We start from the raw sequence: 16387 nt of genomic DNA, 5'->3' as shown, positions 1-16387 counted from the left end.
GCCCGTGGCGCGCGGCGCATATGCCCGCGTTTCAGGCAGGCGTTCGCGGAACGATCGCGAACGTAGCGAGGTGATGCCATGAGCCCCTCCGGCCCATTCATCCGCCGCCCGGTCGCCACGGCCCTGCTGATGCTGGCCATCGTCCTGGCCGGCCTGGTCGGCTATAAATTCCTGCCGCTGTCCGCGCTGCCGCAAGTCGACTTCCCGACCATCCAGGTGCAGACCCTGTACCCGGGCGCCAGCCCCGAAGTCATGGCGCGCACCGTCACGGCGCCGCTGGAACGCCAGTTCGGCCAGATGTCCGGCCTGTCGCGCATGAGTTCGACCAGCGCCGCCGGCGTCTCGGTGGTCACGCTGCAGTTCGGCCTGGGCCAGACGCTGGACGTCGCCGAGCAGGAAGTGCAGGCCGCGATCAATGCCGGCGGCTCGCTGCTGCCGGCGGACCTGCCGGCGCCGCCGGTCTACGCCAAGGTCAATCCCGCCGACGCGCCGGTGCTGACCCTGGCCATCACCTCCGACACGGTGCCGCTCACCGAAATCCAGAACCTGGTCAACACGCGCCTGGCCCTGAAAATCAGCCAGGTCTCGGGCGTGGGCCTGGTCTCGCTCTCGGGCGGCCAGCGTCCGGCCGTGCGCATCCAGGCCGACACCGAAGCCCTGGCCTCCTACGGCATGGGTCTCGATTCGCTGCGCACCGCGATCACGGCGGCGAATGCCAACAGCGCCAAGGGCAGCTTCGACGGCCCGACGCGCGCCTATGCGATCAACGCCAACGACCAGCTGGTTACCGTCGACGACTATAAAAACCTGATCGTCGCCTACCGCAACGGCGCGCCGGTGCGCCTCGATAACGTGGCGAAGGTCGTCGACAGCGCCGAGAACGTGCGCCTGGGCGCCTGGGCCAACATGAAACCGGCCATCATCCTGAACGTGCAGCGCCAGCCGGGCGCCAACGTGATCGCCACCGTGGATGCGATCAAGGAGCGCCTGCCGGAGCTGCAGGCCAGCCTGCCCGCCGCCCTGCGCCTGGACGTGCTGAGCGACCGCACCACCGGCATTCGCGCCTCGGTCGAGCACGTGCAGATCGAACTGCTGCTGGCCGTGGTGCTGGTGGTGCTGGTGATCTTCGCCTTCCTGCACAGCATCCGCGCCACCGTGATCGCCAGCCTCGCCGTGCCGATCTCGCTGATCGGTACCTTCGGCGTCATGTACCTGCTCGGCTACAGCCTGAACAACCTGTCGCTGATGGCGCTGACGATCGCCACCGGCTTCGTCGTCGACGATGCCATCGTCATGATCGAGAACATCGCGCGCTACATCGAAGAGGGCGAGAAACCGATGGCCGCCGCCATCAAGGGTGCGGCGCAGATCGGCTTTACCATCATCTCGCTGACGGTCTCGCTGATCGCCGTGCTGATTCCGCTGCTGTTCATGGGCGACGTGGTCGGCCGCCTGTTCCGCGAGTTTGCGGTGACGCTGGCGATTACGATCCTGATCTCGGGCGTGGTCTCGCTGACCCTGGTGCCGATGATGTCGGCGCGCTGGCTGCGCAGCCACGAGGAAGAAAAGCCGAGCCGCCTGGCGCAGAAGACCCAGGCCTTCTTCGACCGCGTGATCCACAAGTACGACCGCGGCCTGGACTGGGTGCTGGCGCGCCAGGGCCTGACCCTGATCGTCGCCCTGGCCACGCTGGCGCTCACCGCCTTGCTGTGGGTAGTGATCCCGAAAGGCCTGTTCCCGACCCAGGACACGGGCCAGCTGCAGGCGCGCGTCGAAGCGCGCCAGGCGATTTCGTATGCGGGCATGGCCGAGATGCAGCAGGCGGCGGCGAAAGCCATTCTCGAGGATCCGGAAGTGGAGTCTTTAGCCTCCAATGTCGGAGTCGATGCCGCCAACAATACGATGCTCCACACCGGCACCATGCTGATCAACCTGAAGCGCGACCGCGACAGCGACCAGGACGAGATCATGACGCGCCTGAAGCGCCGCGTCGCGAATGTCGCCGGCCTGACCCTGTACCTGCAGCCGACCCAGGATCTGACCATCGACGCCGAGAGTGGCCCGACCCAATACCGAGTGTCGCTGGAAGGCGCCGACAACGCCACCGTGATCGAATGGGCGCGTAAGCTCGTCGCCCGCATGGCGCAGCAGAAGCAGCTGCGCAACGTGACCACCGATGCCGGCGCGGTCGGCGCCGCGGCCGTCGTCCACATCGACCGCGACACCGCCTCGCGCCTCGGCATCACGGCGTCCAGCATCGACGATGCCCTGTACAGCGCCTTCGGCCAGCGCATCGTCTCGACCATCTTCACCGAGACCAACCAGTACCGCGTGATCCTGGAAGCGCAGCAGGACGAAGCGATGTCATTAAAGGCTCTTGGTCGCCTGCAGCTGCGTACCAGTTCCGGCGAGCCGACGCCGCTGTCGGCGGTGGCGAGCATCCGCGAGGAGCAGGCGCCGCTGCAGGTGACCCACGTGGCCCAGTACCCGGCCACGACCATCGGCTTCGACACCAGCGCAGGCACCTCGCTCGGCCAGGCGGTCGACTCCATCCGGGAAGCGGCCGCGGAGATCAAGATGCCGGCCTCCGTCACGCTGACCTTCCTCGGCGCATCCGGCGCCTACGAGAACTCGCTGTCCAACCAGCTGTGGCTGATCCTGGCGGCGGTGGTCTGCGTCTACATCGTGCTGGGCGTGCTCTACGAGAGCTACATCCACCCGCTGACCATCCTCTCGACCCTGCCGTCCGCCGGCGTCGGCGCGCTGCTGGCGCTGTGGATCACGGGGCAGGGGCTGGGCGTGATCGGCATCATCGGCATCATCCTCCTGATCGGCATCGTCAAGAAGAACGCGATCATGATGATCGACTTCGCGATCGAGGCCGAGCGCGACGAGGGGAAATCTCCGCTCGATGCGATTCGCCAAGCCGCGCTGCTGCGCTTCCGCCCGATCCTGATGACGACCCTGGCCGCGCTGTTCGCCGCCGTGCCGCTGATGTTCGGCTGGGGCGAGGGCGCCGAGCTGCGGCGTCCATTAGGTTTGGCCATCTTCGGCGGCCTGATCGTCAGCCAGCTGCTCACGCTGTTCACCACGCCGGTGATTTACCTGGCATTCGACCGCGTCTCGCGCCGCTGGAGCGGCAAGGCCCCAGGCAAGCCACGAGAGATCAAGGCATGAACCTGTCGAAGCCTTTCGTCCAGCGTCCGATCGCGACCGTCCTGCTGACGCTCGGGCTGGCCCTGGCCGGCATCGGCGCCTTCTTCGTGCTGCCGGTCTCGCCGCTGCCGCAGGTCGACTATCCGACCATTTCGGTGTCGGCCTCGCTGCCGGGCGCCAGTCCAGAGACCATGGCCAGCAGCGTTGCGACGCCGCTCGAGCGGCGATTGGGTACGATCGCCGGGGTCAACGAGATGACCTCGAACTCGGGCAGCGGCTCGACCCGCGTCAGCCTGCAGTTCGACCTGAACCGCAAGATCGATGCCGCCGCGCGCGAAGTGCAAGCCGCGATCAACGCCGCGCGCGCCGATCTGCCGTCGACCTTGCGCAGCAACCCGACCTACCGCAAGGCCAATCCCTCGGACCAGCCGGTGATCATCCTGGCACTGACCTCGAAGAGCCGCACGCCCGGCCAGATCTACGACTCCGTGTCGAACATCGTGCAGCAGCGCCTGGCCCAGGTGCCGGGCGTGGGCGAAGTCGAGATCGGCGGCGGTTCGCTGCCGGCCGTCCGCGTGGAACTCAACCCGTATTCGCTGAACCGCTACGGCGTCTCGGCCGAGGACGTGCGCGCCGCCATCCAGTCGAGTAATCCGAACCGTCCGAAAGGCGCCCTGGAGGGCAACGGCAACCGCCTGCAAATTTACTCTCAGGCCGATACCCCGACCAATGGCCGCACGGCTGCCGACTACCGCGGCCTGGTGGTCGCCTGGCGCGACGGCGCCGCGATCCGCCTGCAGGACGTGGCCGACGTCATCGACGGCCCGGAAAACATCAACACCCTCGGCCTGTTCAACGGCGAGCCGGCTGTGATCGTGCTGGTCACGCGCCAGCCCTCGGCCAACGTCATCGAGACGGTGGACGGCGTGCGCGCGCTGCTGCCGTCCCTGCAGGCGCAGCTGCCGGGCGACGTCACCCTGCAGGTGGCCTCGGACCGCACCAACTCGATCCGCTCCTCTCTGCACGAGATCGAATTCACGCTCCTGATCTCGATCCTGCTGGTGGTGCTGGTGGTGAGCGTGTTCCTGCGCAGCGTGCGCGCCACCGTCATCCCGGCGGTGGCAACCGTGGTCTCGCTGCTGGGCACCTTCGGCGCCATGTACCTGCTGGGCTTCAGCCTGAACAACCTGTCGCTGATGGCGCTGACGGTCGCCACCGGCTTCGTCGTCGACGACGCCATCGTGGTGCTGGAAAATACGGCGCGCCACATCGAATCGGGCATGGACCGCATGCAGGCGGCCCTGGTCGGCGCGCGCGAAGTCGGTTTTACGGTGCTCTCGATCAGCCTCTCTCTGGTGGCGGTGTTCATTCCGCTGCTGTTCATGGGCGGGCAGGTCGGACGCCTGTTCCGCGAGTTCGCGGTGACGCTGTCGGCCGCGGTGATGATCTCGCTGGTGATCTCGCTGACCACGACGCCGATGATGTGCGCCTGGCTGCTGAAGAAGGGCCACACCATCGAACGCCAGCCGGGCCGCCTTGCACGCTGGTCCGAGGCCGGTTTCAGCTGGCTGCTGCGCGTGTACGAGCGTTCGCTCGACTGGGCGCTGGGCAGCATGGCGCTGGTGATGCTCATCCTCGTGTTCGTGATCGGCCTGAACGTCTACCTGTTCTCGGCCGCGCCCAAGGGCTTCTTCCCGCAGCAGGACACGGGCCAGATCAGCGGCGGCATCCGCGCCGACCAGAGCATCTCCTTCCAGGCCATGCAGCAGAAGATGCGCCAGCTGGTCAACATCATCAAGCGCGATCCGGCGGTCGACACGGTGGTCGGCTTCACCGGCGGCGGCCGGGCAGGGGGCGGCTTCATGTTCATCAACCTGAAGCCCGCGTCCGAGCGCACGGATAAAGGCCAGGCCGTGATCGCGCGCCTGCGGCCGAAACTCGCGCGCGTGACGGGCGTCTCGCTGTTCCTGAACCCGGTGCAGGACCTGCGCATGGGCGGGCGCTCCAGCAACTCGACTTACCAGTACACGCTGAAAAGCGACAACGCCGAGGACCTGAAAGCCTGGGCCGGCAAGCTGGCCGACGCCATGAAGCGTCAGCCGCAGCTGGTCGACGTCGATACCGACCAGGCCGAGAACGGCGTCGAGATGTACGTCACCATCGACAAGGCGACGGCCGCGCGCCTGGGAATCAATACGCGCGACGTCGACAACGCCCTGTACAACAACTTCGGCCAGCGCAAAGTATCGAACATCTATGATGAGCTGAACCAGTACAGCGTGATCATGGGCGTGGCGCAGAAATATGCGCAGACGCCGGAAGCGCTGAACGATGTGTACGTGCCGGCCAAGCCGGCGGGCGGCGGCACGGCGTCCGGCAGCACCACGACCACTGTCGCGGCTGCGACGACCGGCGCAGCCGCGAGCGGCACCACCACCGGCAACGGCACGCCGGCGCCTGCTTCGACCCTGACGGCGACGCGCGACGCCTCCGGCGGCTCGGCCCTGTCCAGCAGCGCGACCACGATGGTGCCCTTGTCCGCCATTGCCAGCTTCGCCGAAAGCTCGACGCCCACTTCCGTCAACCACCAGGACGGCGAACTCGCGACCACGGTGTCGTTCAACCTGGCCGAAGGCGCCAACCTCGAAGACGGCAAGGCGGCGGTCAAACAGGCCGAAGCCGACATCGCCATGCCCTCGAATGTGCGCGGCAGCTTCCAGGGCACGGCGCGCGCGGCCGAGGAATCGAACAAGGAACAGCCGCTGCTGATCCTGGCGGCCATCGTCGTGATCTACATCGTGCTCGGCATCCTGTACGAAAGCCTGATCCACCCGATCACGGTGCTGTCCACGCTGCCCTCGGCCGGCGTCGGCGCCGTGCTGGCGCTCCTGATGTTCAACATGGAGTTCTCGATCATTGCGCTCATCGGCGTCTTCCTCCTGATCGGCATCGTCAAGAAGAACGCGATCCTGATTATCGACTTCGCGCTCGACCTCGAACGCTCGAAGGGCGTCTCGGCTCTGGAAGCCGTGCGCGAAGCCTGCCTGCTGCGCTTCCGCCCGATCCTGATGACGACCCTGGCCGCGGCGCTGGGCGCGCTGCCGCTGGCGATCGGCTTCGGCGAAGGCTCCGAACTGCGCCAGCCGCTGGGCATCGCCATCATCGGCGGCCTGATCGCGAGCCAGCTGCTCACCCTGCTCACCACGCCGGTCGTCTACGTCCTGCTCGATAAATTGCGCCGCCCGACCACTGGCGAGCGCGAACTGGCGCGCCATCCGATCGAGGACGAAGCCGTTCCTTCCATTTCACGATGAGTCATCCCATGCAGAAAACCACGCCGCTCCGACTGACCTTGCTGGCTTTCGCCCTCAGCCTCGCCGGCTGCGCCGTCGGTCCGACCTACCAGCGCCCAACGACGCCCGAACCGGCCGCCTTCAAGGAGCTCGCGGGCTGGGTGCCGGCGGCGCCCGCCGACGCGCTGGAGCGCGGACCGTGGTGGCAGCTGTTCGGCGACCCGACACTCGACGCGCTCGCTGCGAGCGTCGAGGTCTCGAACCAGAACGTGGCGGTGGCGGTAGCCAACTATGCGCAGGCGCGCGCCGCCGTGCAGCAGGAACGCGCATCCCTGTTCCCGACGGTCTCGCTGAACCTCTCGGGCGACCGCGCCGGCGTGCGCGGGCAGGGCGCCGACAACAGCTACCGCGCCAACCTGGGCGGCAGCTGGGAACCGGACGTCTGGGGCCGCCTGCGCGCCGGCGTGACCGCAGCCCAGGCGGGCTTTGATGCCAGCGCGGCGGACCTGGCCAGCGCACGGCTCTCGGCCCAGGGCGAGCTGGCCTCGAACTACTTCACCATCCGCGCGCTCGACGCCCAGCGCGCGCTGCTCGAACGGACCATCGCCGGCTACGAGCGCGAACTGCAGATCACCACGAACCGCTTCAACGTCGGCATCGCCGCCCGCACCGACGTGCTGCAGGCCCAGACCCAGCTTGCCAGCGCCAAGGGCGACGCGCTGACGCTGGCGCGCCAGCGCGCCCAGTTCGAGCATGCGATCGCGATCCTGGTCGGCAAGGCGCCGAGCGACTTCGCGCTCGCGCCGACGCCGGACTGGCGCGTGACGGTACCGGAGGTGCCGGTCGGCGTGCCGGCCACGCTGCTGCAGCGCCGCCCGGACATCGCTGCCGCCGAACGCGACGTCGCCGCCGCCAACGCCGAAATCGGCATCGCGCGCGCGGCCTACTTCCCGAACATCGGCTTATCGGGCTCGCTCGGCACCGGCGGCAGCCGCGTGGGAGATTTGTTCTCGGCCTCGAACGCCGCCTGGTCCTTCGGCCTGTCGGCGGCGCAGTCGATCTTCAACGCCGGCGCCACCCGCGCCGCCGTGGCGGGCGCCGAGGCGCGCCACCAGGCCGCTGTCGCGCGCTACCGCCAGACGGTATTGAACGCCTTTGCCGACGTCGAGGACCAGCTGACGGCCACCCGCGTGCTGGCCCAGCAGCAGGACCTGCGGCGCCAGGCATCCGAGGCGGCCGACCTGGTCGAGCAGCAGATCATGAACCGCTATCGCGCAGGGCAGGTGGGGTACACGGAAGTGGTGCAGGCCCAGGTCACGGCCCTGAACGCGCGCCGCGCGCTGGTGCAGGTGCAAAGCGACCGCCAGACGGTCGCGGTCAGCCTGATCCAGTCGCTGGGCGGCGGCTGGCAGGCGGGTAGTCAACCTTGAAGTCCGGGCGTTCGTCTCCAGCTTGAGTTGTCGATTACTCAAGCGGGACTTCTCATGTTCTTCATTCGCCATCCGAAGCCTGTCGTCGACGGCCGCGCCGTTGCGGTGCAGGTCGTGCAGCAGAAGGCCGCCAGGACACCGGCCGCGAACGTGCTCGTCGCCGCGGAACTCCAGCCGCACAGTACTAACGTGCCGACGTCCGCCGAGACGGATGTCCCGATAAAGGATCAGTAGTCCCGCTCGCGCCGGCGCAGCAGCTGCCACCCAAGCACGCCCAGCGCCAGCCCGGCGCCGACCATCAGCGCGGTATTCTGCTGCGACGCGCCCTGGCGCTGGCCGCTGTGGATGCCGCTCGCGCCGCGCTCAGGTTCGTACAGCGCGCCAGCCGTGTCGCCGGTACGGTCGGCGCGCTTCGACCAGGCGTCCATGAAGCGGCCCAGCAGCATCGCGGGCAGGGGCGCGGCCAGCTCGCTGACTTTCATCAGCGCGGCAGGCGCGCCGATCACGGTCGTGTCGCGAGGCTGGCTCGCAAGGCCCACGACGGCGTCGGCCACTTTTTCCGGCGCCAGCGTGCCAGGCGGGTAGGACAGTTTCGCGCCAGTGTAATTCGCCGCGTGCCGGAAGCCCGGCGTGTCCACAAAAGTAGGGTAGACGTCGCAGATATGGATGTCCGGATGTTCGCGCAGTTCGGCGCGCAGGGCTTCGCTGAAGCCGCGCAGGCCGAACTTGCTGGCCGCATAGGCCGCCGAATAAGGCGAGGCCACGAAGCCGCCGAAGGAAATCATGTTGACCCAGATGCCGTGGCCCTGGCGCTGGAAGACCGGCAGCACGGCGTGCGCGTCGTGCATGTGGCCGAGCAGGTTCGCTTCGATCACGCGCCGGTGGTCCTCCAGCGGCACCTCGGCATACTTGCCGACCACGCCGATGCCGACGTCGCTGAACCACAGGTCGATCTCGCCCAGAATATCCTGCGCTTCGAGGGCGAAGGCGGCGACTGCCTGCGGGTCGGTGACGTCGAGCACGCGCACCTCGGCGCTGCCGCCGGCTTCGCGGCACTGGCGGGCGACCTCGTCGAGCCCCTCCTTGCCGCGCGCGGCGAGGACCAGCATGGCGCCGTCCCTGGCGAACGCGATGGCGGTGGCGGCGCCGATGCCGCTGGAAGCGCCGGTGATGACGACGCGGGTCGTGGTGGGATTCATTGTGCTCGCCTTTCCGGGTTATCGATTATGGGGTTCATGGTGCCCCAATTACCCCGATCCCGGTCGCACGGCTCGACGCTAGCCGGCGTCCACGGGCACCGCCTCCACCGCCTCGCCGCGCCGCGCCCACTTCTGCGCCAGCACCGCGCACACCATCAGCTGGATCTGGTGGAACAGCATCAGCGGCAGGATGATCATCCCCAGCGCCGACGGCGCGAACAGCACCTTCGCCATCGGCACGCCGCTGGCCAGGCTTTTCTTCGAGCCGCAAAAGATGATCGTGATCTCGTCCTCTTTCGAAAAACCGAGGCGGCGGCTGGCCCAGGCCGACAGCCCCAGCGCCACGGCCAGCATCACGCAGGACAGCACCGTCAGCACGAGCAGCGCCGTGCCGGAGATGTGCTGCCACAGTCCTTCGTTGACGGACTCGCTGAAGGCCATGTAGACCACCAGCAGGATCGAGCCCTGGTCGACATAGCGCAGCACCGGCTTGTGGCGGTCGATGAAGGCGCCGATCCAGGGCCGCAGCAGCTGGCCGGCGATAAAGGGGAGCAGCAGCTGCTCGACGATCTTCCAGATCTGGTCCAGGCCGGATCCGCCGCTTGCCTGCGCGCCCTGGACCACCAGGGTGCCGACCAGCAGCGGCGTGAGGAAGATGCCGAGGAAGTTCGAGGCCGTCGCGCTGCAGACGGCGGCGGCGACGTTCCCGCGCGCCAGCGCCGTGAAGGCGATCGAGGACTGCACGGTGGAAGGCAGCACGCAGAGGAACAGGATGCCCATGGTGAGTTCTGGCGTGAGGAGGCTGAGCGCCAGCGGCTCGATGGCCAGGCCCATCAGCGGGAACATGACGAAGGTCGCGGCCAGCACCAGCAGGTGCAGGCGCCAGTGGGTGAGGCCCGCGACCAGGGCTTCGCGCGAGAGCTTGGCGCCGTGCAGGAAGAACAGCAGGCCGATGGCCAGCGTGGTGACGTGACCCAACACGACGGCGGCGTCGCCGCTGGCGGGCAGCACGCTGGCCAGCAAAACCATGACCATCAGTCCGATGGTGAAGGCGTCGAGCGCGAGGCGGCGTGCGGTGGTGGAGAGGAGAGTGGCGATACGTCCCATGGTTGCGGCGGGCCCGGCAAGGAAAAAATCTATTCTAGCCGCAAGGGCTGATCTGTTGTTGGCGGCCCACTCCGGTGCGATGGATTGGCAGAGAGGCAATGAATACTGCTAAACTGCAATATTCGCGCCTATTGAACGCGCTCGACCAACCGGATACCCGACCATGAAGACTCTCGTACGCGCCGCCCTGATTTCCGCCACCGTGTTCAGCGGCGCTTGCGCCCATGCCTCGGTCATCACCGTCACGCCGGACGACCTCGGCACCGGCCTGAACAAGTGGAACGTGGCGAACGTTCGCGAGAGCAGCAGCGCGGCGATCACGGGCACGGCTGCGCGCAGCGGCAACGGCTCGGTCGAGATGTCGCTGGCGAACGGCAGCGGCAAGGCCGACTATGTCTACAGCTGGGGTTACGTCGAAGGCCGCACGCTCGGCAATCTCGATGCGCTGAGCTACGACTGGCTGCGCAGCAGCGGCGGTTCGGCCCCGGCCCACCTGCAGCCGGCGCTGCGCCTGAGCTACGACGCCGACGGCGACATCGCCACCACGGCCGATCGCGGCTACCTGGTCTGGGAACAGGTCTACAACGGCGGCGGCCTGGTCGAGGACCGCTGGACCACCAGCGACATCCTGGGCGGGAACTTCTGGATGCGCCAGTTCAGCCCGGGCAATACGGTGGAGCGCTACGACGTGTCGCTGGCCGAATGGATCGACGGCCCGCGTCCCGGCGCCCCGGCCGACCGCCTGGGCGCGAACACCGCCATCCTCGGCATCGAGTTCGGTATCGGCTCGGGCTGGAACGGCAGCTTCGCCGGCTTCGTCGACAACCTGACGGTCGGCTTCAAGGGCCAGGGCACGACCACCTGGAACTTCGAGACGCGCCGCAGCGACGTGCCGGAGCCGGGCAGCTTCGCGCTGCTGGGCCTCGGACTGGCGGCCGTCGCCGCGGCCCTGGGCAAGCGCAGGAAGGGTTGAGCCGCGAGGCGCCGCGGTCCATGCCCGAACGCGCGTATTGACCGCAAAAAATCGATTTCCCGGCCTTGCCAACCGGGCTATACTCCCCGCTTGTTTTTACTTGTCAATCGGGGTCCACCTTGTTCAAAACGATCGTTCTTCCTGTCGCTCTCCTGGGCGCCGCAGCCGGCGCCATGGCCGACGAAGGCCAGTGGCAGCCGCACCAGCTGCCGCAGCTGAAATCCGAACTGAAACGCATCGGCATCACGATGCCGGCCGAGAAGCTGGCCGATTTGTCGAAGCATCCGATGAGCGCGATCGTCTCGCTGGGCGGCTGCTCTGCCTCCTTCGTGTCGCCCGACGGCCTGGTGGTCACCAACCACCACTGCGGCTACGGCGCGGTGCAGCGCAATTCGACTCCGGAAAAGAACTACATCGTCGACGGCTTCCTCGCCAGGACCCGCGCCGAGGAACTGCCGGGCGGCCCGAGCTCGCTGGTCTACGTGACCGAGAAAGTCGAGAACGTGACCGACCGCGTGCTCAAGGACCTCGGTCCGAACCTGACCGGCCGCCAGCGCAACGAGGCGATCTCCTCGCGCATCAAGGCCCTGACCGCCGAATGCGAGAGCGACAAGGCCTATCGCTGCTCGGTGCCGGCCTTCCACCGCGGCCTCGAGTACTACCGCATCAAGCAGCTGATGATCCGCGACGTGCGCCTGGTGTATGCGCCCTCGGACAAGATCGGCAACTTCGGCGGCGACATCGACAACTACGAGTGGCCGCGCCAGACCGGCGACTTCACCTTCCTGCGCGCCTACGTCGGCCCGGACGGCCGCCCGGCCGACCCGTCGCCGAACAACGTGCCGTATAAGTCGAAGGACTTCCTGGTCGTCTCGGCCGAAGGCCTGAAAAACGGCGATCCGATCCTGCTGGCCGGCTACCCGGGCCGCACCAGCCGCTACAAGCTGCCCTCGGAGATCCGCTTCGCGCGCGACGTCGACCTCCCTGGCCGCGTGTCCACCATCACGGCCGACCTCGACGTGATCGCATCAGCCACCAAGGGCAACGCCGCCTGGGACGTGCGCTACGCCAGCGTCGCGAAAAGCCTGAACAACGTGCTGAAGAAGAGCCAGGGCCTGCTGGACGGCTTCGCGCGCAAGGACATCGCCGCGATCAAGGACGTGCAGGATGCGGAATTCCGCGGCTGGTACGGCAAGAACGGCAAGGGCTCCACGCTGCTGGCCGACCTCGACGCGGTGATCGCCGCCGACATGGCGCTGTCGCGCGAAGAGGGCGCCTATGCGGAAGCCACCCACAGCGACCTCTTGAGGAGCGCGCGCCTGATGTACCGCCTGGCCCAGGAACGCCAGAAGCCGGACGCCGAGCGCGATGCCGCTTACCAGGAACGCAACCTCTCCTTCATCAAGGCGCGCGTGAGCGGCCTCGATAAATCCTTTGTCGCACAGGTCGACCAGGCGCGCTATGCCGCGGCCCTGAACCGCTATGCGAAGATCGACCAGAAGCTGCGCCCGCAGGGCCTGGACGCGCTGCTGCCGAACGCGGCTAACCTCGCGTCCCTGTACCAGACGACCGAACTGGGCGACACCAACAAGCGCCTGGCCTGGATCGGCAAGGACGTCGCCGCCTTCCAGCAGTCGAACGATCCGTTCATCCAGCTTGCCGTGCGCATGAACGACGTCGCCAAGAGCCTGGAAGAGCGCCGCAAGGAAGTCGATGGCAACCTCGATCGCACCATCCCGCAGTACATGGCGGCCGTCATCGCGTACAAGAAGTCGCAAGGCAAGCCGGTGTATCCGGACGCGAACTCGACCCTGCGCGTGACCTACGGCACCGTGTCGCCGTATTCGCCGCGCGACGGCCTGGTGAAAGGTCCGTTCACGACCGTCGAGGGCATTGTCGAGAAGGCGACCGACAAGGATCCGTTCCTGGTTCCGGCCGCACTGACCGAAGCCGTCAAGGCCAAGCGCTACGGCGTGTTCAAGGATCCGGTGCTGAACACGGTGCCGGTGAACTTCCTGTCGAGCGCGGACACCACCGGCGGCAACTCCGGTTCGGCCGTGATGAACAAGCGCGGCGAACTGGTCGGCCTGAACTTCGATTCGACCTATGAGTCGATCACCAAGGACTGGTACTTCGACACCGCGATCACGCGCGCGATCCACGTCGACATCCGCTACATGCTGTGGGTGATGAAGGAAGTCGACCATGCCGACAACCTGCTCAAGGAAATGACGATCAAGTATCCGAAGAAGTAATCACGATCGCTTGAACGCAGCCGCAGCCGGAGAAATCCCGCTGCGGCTTTTTTGTAGGGGTGGGCGAGGCCAATGGCCTCGGCCACGGTTTCACCGGGCGCCCCGTGCCCACCAGCGGGCCCGCGAACGTCACCGGTGGGCACGGAGCGCCCACCCTACGGCATTCACGCGGTCTCCAGTACCCCCGTAAACCGGATATCGAAGCGTGTTTCGCCCTCGCCCGTCGCCGCGAGCGAGTATGCGAAACCGTGACGGTTGAGGACCTCGCGCACGAACATCAGGCCAATGCCCTGGCCGCCGCGCTTGGTGGTGAAGAAGGGCGTGAACAGCCGGCGCGGCGCCACCTGGCCGAGCAGGTCGGCCGAATCGGACACGGACAGCACGGCCGCGCCATCCCTGGCTTCCAGCGCCAGGTGCACGTGGCCGCCGGGCACGCCGAGCGACTGGCGCGCCTGGACCGCCTCGATCGCGTTTTTGACGACGTTGAGCAGCGCCTGTTCGATCAGCTGGGCATCCATCGGTATCGGGCCGGGATCGCTGCAGACCTGCCAGCGCAGCTCGATGCCGCGCGCGGCGCAGGCTTCGCGATTGAGCCACAGGATGTCGTCGACGATGGCGCGCAGACTGGCCGGACGCAGTTCCGGCTCCGGCATCTTGACCACGCGCGTAAAGCGGTCGATAAAGTCGCCGAGGCTGACGTTGCGGCGCCGGACGGCGTCGATGGCCGTGGAAAAATCGGCGGCGTCGGATGCGGCCAGCTGGCCGCCGTAGAACAGCAGCGAGTCGAGCACCGAACAGGTCGCGGCCACGGTGTTGTTGACCTCATGGGCCAGCACCCGCACCAGTTTGGCGTAGGTGGCGCGCTCCGAATCTTCGAGTTCTTCGGTCAGCTCTTCGACCAGCAGGAAGGAGCGCGCAAAACCGCGGTCGTAGAACTGGCCGCGCTGGGCGCGGTAGCGGCGACCGTCGAGGTCGGTCAGCAGGCGGCTTTCGCCCGCCGCCAGCGTCTCGAGCTGATTGATCAGGTCGAGACGGCGTGCGTGCTCGCGCGGCGCAACGGCACCCTGCGCCAGGAAGTGCGCAAGCGGCTTCCCCTGCGGCTGTTCCAGTCCCAGCAGCTTGACGGCGCTGGCGTTCACCAGGCTGATCGCGCCGTCGAAGTCGAACACGATCACCGCGCCGGGCGTCGCTTCCAGCAGGCGGTCGAGCAATCCCTGCTGCTCGCCCACCATCAGGCGCTCGCGGTGCAGCGCGGCCAGCATCGCATTGAACATCGCCACCAGTTCGCCCAATTCCCCCGGCCCGGGCGGCGCCAGGCGGTTGGCGTAGTGCTGGTCCTGCAGCAGGTCGTGAAAGCGCCGCGTATAGTCGAGCGGCTCGAGCGCGCGTTTCAGCAGGCGCCAGCCGAGGGCCAGGCTGGCCAGCAGCAGCAGTTCGGCGCCCACGAACAGCAGCGGGCGCTCCGGCAGCAGCAGGAAGGCGCAGGCGAGGGGGGCGAGGTGAATGGCGAGGATGTAGGCGCCGAGCCGGCGGCGCAGGCTCACGCGCCGGCCTCGCCGCGCGTCTCGCCGCCCCCGTCGCCGGCGTCGCCGAGGCCGTGGCGCTCGAGACGCCGATACAAGGCCGTGCGCGACAGGCCGAGCGCCTTGGCCACGCGCGAGATGTTGCCGGTGTGCTGGGCCAGCGCCTGCTCGATCATGTGGCGTTCGACCTGCTCCAGCGTCATGCCGTCCACGCCCAGGCGCGCGTTGCCGCCCGCCGCGCCGGCTTCGTCGAGCTGGCCGGCGTGGATGAAATCGGCCTGGGTCAGCTGGGCCTTGTCGACCAGCAGCAGCGTGCGTTCCAGCGTCTGCTTCAACTGGCGGATGTTGCCGGGCCAGGGCTGGCTCGACAGCCAGTCGAGCGCGCCGTTGGTGAGCGTGACTTCACCGAGTCCGTAGCCGGCGGCCACGTTGGCGGCGATGTGGCGCGCCAGCAGCGGGATGTCGCTGCGGCGCTCGCGCAGCGGCGGCAGGCGGATCGTGATCAGGTTCAGGCGGTAGAACAGGTCTTCCCGGAACTCGCCGGCGGCAACCAGTTCGGCCAGCTCGCGGTTGGTGGCCGACACCACGCGCACGTCGGCCTGTTCGCTGCGGCTGGCGCCGACCGGCTGGTAGCGCCCGTCCTGCAGCACGCGCAGCAATTTGACCTGGTCGGCGCGATTGAGTTCGCCGATCTCGTCGAGGAACAGGGTGCCGCCCTCGGCGCTCGCCACATGCCCCTTGCGGTCGCTGCGCGCATCGGTGAAGGCGCCGCGCACGTGGCCGAACAATTCGCTTTCGAACAGGGTCGGGGTGATCGCGCCCATGTTGATCTTGACGATGGCCTGCGCGGCGCGCGGGCTGTTGCGGTGGATGGCGTCGGCCACCAGTTCCTTGCCGGTGCCGCTCTCGCCCAGGATCATGACCGGGGCGCGGGTGCGCGCGACCTGGCCGATGGTGACGAGCACGCGCAGAAGCTTCGGGTGCTCCCCGACAAGGCCGCCGAAATCGAACTGGGCGTCGAGCGCGCGCCGCGTCGGGCCGCCGGCGGACGAATCGAGTGCGAGCGTGGCGCGCACCAGTTCGATCAGCTGCGTGTTGTCCCAGGGCTTGGTGAAGAAGTTGACGGCGCCGGCCTTGATGCCGGCCACCGCCAGGTTGATCGAGCCCCAGGCCGTCATCAGGAGCACCGGCACGGCCGGGTGGCGCTCGCGGATTCGAGCCAGCAGGGCCAGGCCTTCCTCGCCGTCGGTCTGCAGCGAGAAGTTCATGTCCTGCAGGACCAGGTCCACGCTCTCGCGCGCCAGCAGATCGAGCGCTTCCACAGCGCTGGCGGCGCGCAGCGGTTCGAAACCGGATTGCTTGAGCAGCAGGGCCAGCGAAACCAGGACCGCGCCGTCGTCGTCGACGACGAGGATGCGCGCAGGAGAGGAGATGTGCATCGTAGTCTTTTT

10 protein-coding genes are annotated in these 16387 nt (G+C 67.7%); 6 read left to right on the top strand and 4 right to left on the bottom strand.

Annotated features, from left to right (window positions below):
- The first annotated feature begins 78 nt into the window (after nucleotides 1-78).
- Genes ACFPQ5_RS13960 through ACFPQ5_RS13945 form a run of 4 tightly spaced genes read left to right on the top strand, consistent with a single transcriptional unit; the run spans nucleotide 79 to nucleotide 8113 of the window.
- On the top strand, nucleotides 79-3177 hold the full coding sequence (locus ACFPQ5_RS13960) for a multidrug efflux RND transporter permease subunit (protein WP_379756532.1): 3099 nt from the start codon (nucleotides 79-81) through the stop codon (nucleotides 3175-3177).
- A complete protein-coding gene (locus ACFPQ5_RS13955) occupies nucleotides 3174-6470 on the top strand; it encodes an efflux RND transporter permease subunit (protein WP_379756530.1) in 3297 nt (1098 codons plus the stop codon). Before ACFPQ5_RS13960 ends, ACFPQ5_RS13955 begins: the two co-directional genes overlap by 4 nt.
- An 8-nt stretch (nucleotides 6471-6478) precedes the next feature.
- Nucleotides 6479-7879: an efflux transporter outer membrane subunit gene (locus ACFPQ5_RS13950; RefSeq protein WP_379756527.1), complete on the top strand. Its 1401-nt coding sequence runs from the start codon at nucleotides 6479-6481 to the stop codon at nucleotides 7877-7879.
- A 54-nt stretch (nucleotides 7880-7933) separates the two neighbouring features.
- Nucleotides 7934-8113, top strand: a complete 180-nt coding sequence (locus tag ACFPQ5_RS13945; protein ID WP_379756524.1) for a hypothetical protein — start codon at nucleotides 7934-7936, stop codon at nucleotides 8111-8113.
- Here ACFPQ5_RS13945 and ACFPQ5_RS13940 read toward each other — a convergent pair.
- Nucleotides 8107-9078, bottom strand: a complete 972-nt coding sequence (locus tag ACFPQ5_RS13940) for an SDR family oxidoreductase (RefSeq protein ID WP_379756521.1) — start codon at nucleotides 9076-9078, stop codon at nucleotides 8107-8109. The two genes, ACFPQ5_RS13945 and ACFPQ5_RS13940, sit on opposite strands and share 7 nt — an antisense overlap.
- A 78-nt stretch (nucleotides 9079-9156) precedes the next feature.
- The gene (locus ACFPQ5_RS13935) at nucleotides 9157-10185 is read right to left on the bottom strand and encodes a bile acid:sodium symporter family protein (protein WP_379756518.1); all 1029 of its coding nucleotides are present in this window, start codon (nucleotides 10183-10185) and stop codon (nucleotides 9157-9159) included.
- Between the two features lie 163 nt (nucleotides 10186-10348).
- On the opposite strand from ACFPQ5_RS13935, the gene ACFPQ5_RS13930 reads away from it, so the two are divergent.
- The gene (locus tag ACFPQ5_RS13930; protein WP_379756515.1) at nucleotides 10349-11158 is read left to right on the top strand and encodes a PEP-CTERM sorting domain-containing protein; all 810 of its coding nucleotides are present in this window, start codon (nucleotides 10349-10351) and stop codon (nucleotides 11156-11158) included.
- A gap of 119 nt (nucleotides 11159-11277) precedes the next feature.
- On the top strand, nucleotides 11278-13413 hold the full coding sequence (locus tag ACFPQ5_RS13925) for a S46 family peptidase (protein WP_379756512.1): 2136 nt from the start codon (nucleotides 11278-11280) through the stop codon (nucleotides 13411-13413).
- 164 nt (nucleotides 13414-13577) lie between these two features.
- On the opposite strand, the gene ACFPQ5_RS13920 is transcribed toward ACFPQ5_RS13925, so the two are convergent.
- Both ACFPQ5_RS13920 and ACFPQ5_RS13915 read right to left on the bottom strand, forming a co-directional pair.
- Nucleotides 13578-14957, bottom strand: a complete 1380-nt coding sequence (locus tag ACFPQ5_RS13920) for a sensor histidine kinase (protein ID WP_379756509.1) — start codon at nucleotides 14955-14957, stop codon at nucleotides 13578-13580.
- Complete coding sequence (locus ACFPQ5_RS13915) at nucleotides 14954-16375, bottom strand: sigma-54-dependent transcriptional regulator (protein WP_379756506.1); 1422 nt, start codon at nucleotides 16373-16375, stop codon at nucleotides 14954-14956. The genes ACFPQ5_RS13920 and ACFPQ5_RS13915 overlap by 4 nt, the downstream gene beginning before the upstream one ends.
- Nucleotides 16376-16387 lie beyond the last annotated feature (12 nt).

Source organism: Massilia suwonensis (genome assembly GCF_042655665.1).
Lineage (GTDB): Bacteria > Pseudomonadota > Gammaproteobacteria > Burkholderiales > Burkholderiaceae_D > Telluria > Telluria suwonensis.
The sequence above is the reverse complement of the archived record's forward strand: the minus strand, read 5'-3'. Positions and strand labels throughout refer to the sequence as shown.

Excerpts from the sequence above, each read along its gene's own strand:
- ACFPQ5_RS13950 (WP_379756527.1), top strand. The coding sequence starts at position 6,479 with ATGCAGAAAACCACGCCGCTCCGACTGACCTTGCTGGCTTTCGCCCTC.
- ACFPQ5_RS13955 (WP_379756530.1), top strand. The coding sequence starts at position 3,174 with ATGAACCTGTCGAAGCCTTTCGTCCAGCGTCCGATCGCGACCGTCCTG.
- ACFPQ5_RS13945 (WP_379756524.1), top strand. The coding sequence starts at position 7,934 with ATGTTCTTCATTCGCCATCCGAAGCCTGTCGTCGACGGCCGCGCCGTT.
- ACFPQ5_RS13960 (WP_379756532.1), top strand. The coding sequence starts at position 79 with ATGAGCCCCTCCGGCCCATTCATCCGCCGCCCGGTCGCCACGGCCCTG.
- ACFPQ5_RS13915 (WP_379756506.1), bottom strand. The coding sequence starts at position 16,375 with ATGCACATCTCCTCTCCTGCGCGCATCCTCGTCGTCGACGACGACGGC.
- ACFPQ5_RS13930 (WP_379756515.1), top strand. The coding sequence starts at position 10,349 with ATGAAGACTCTCGTACGCGCCGCCCTGATTTCCGCCACCGTGTTCAGC.
- ACFPQ5_RS13935 (WP_379756518.1), bottom strand. The coding sequence starts at position 10,185 with ATGGGACGTATCGCCACTCTCCTCTCCACCACCGCACGCCGCCTCGCG.
- ACFPQ5_RS13940 (WP_379756521.1), bottom strand. The coding sequence starts at position 9,078 with ATGAATCCCACCACGACCCGCGTCGTCATCACCGGCGCTTCCAGCGGC.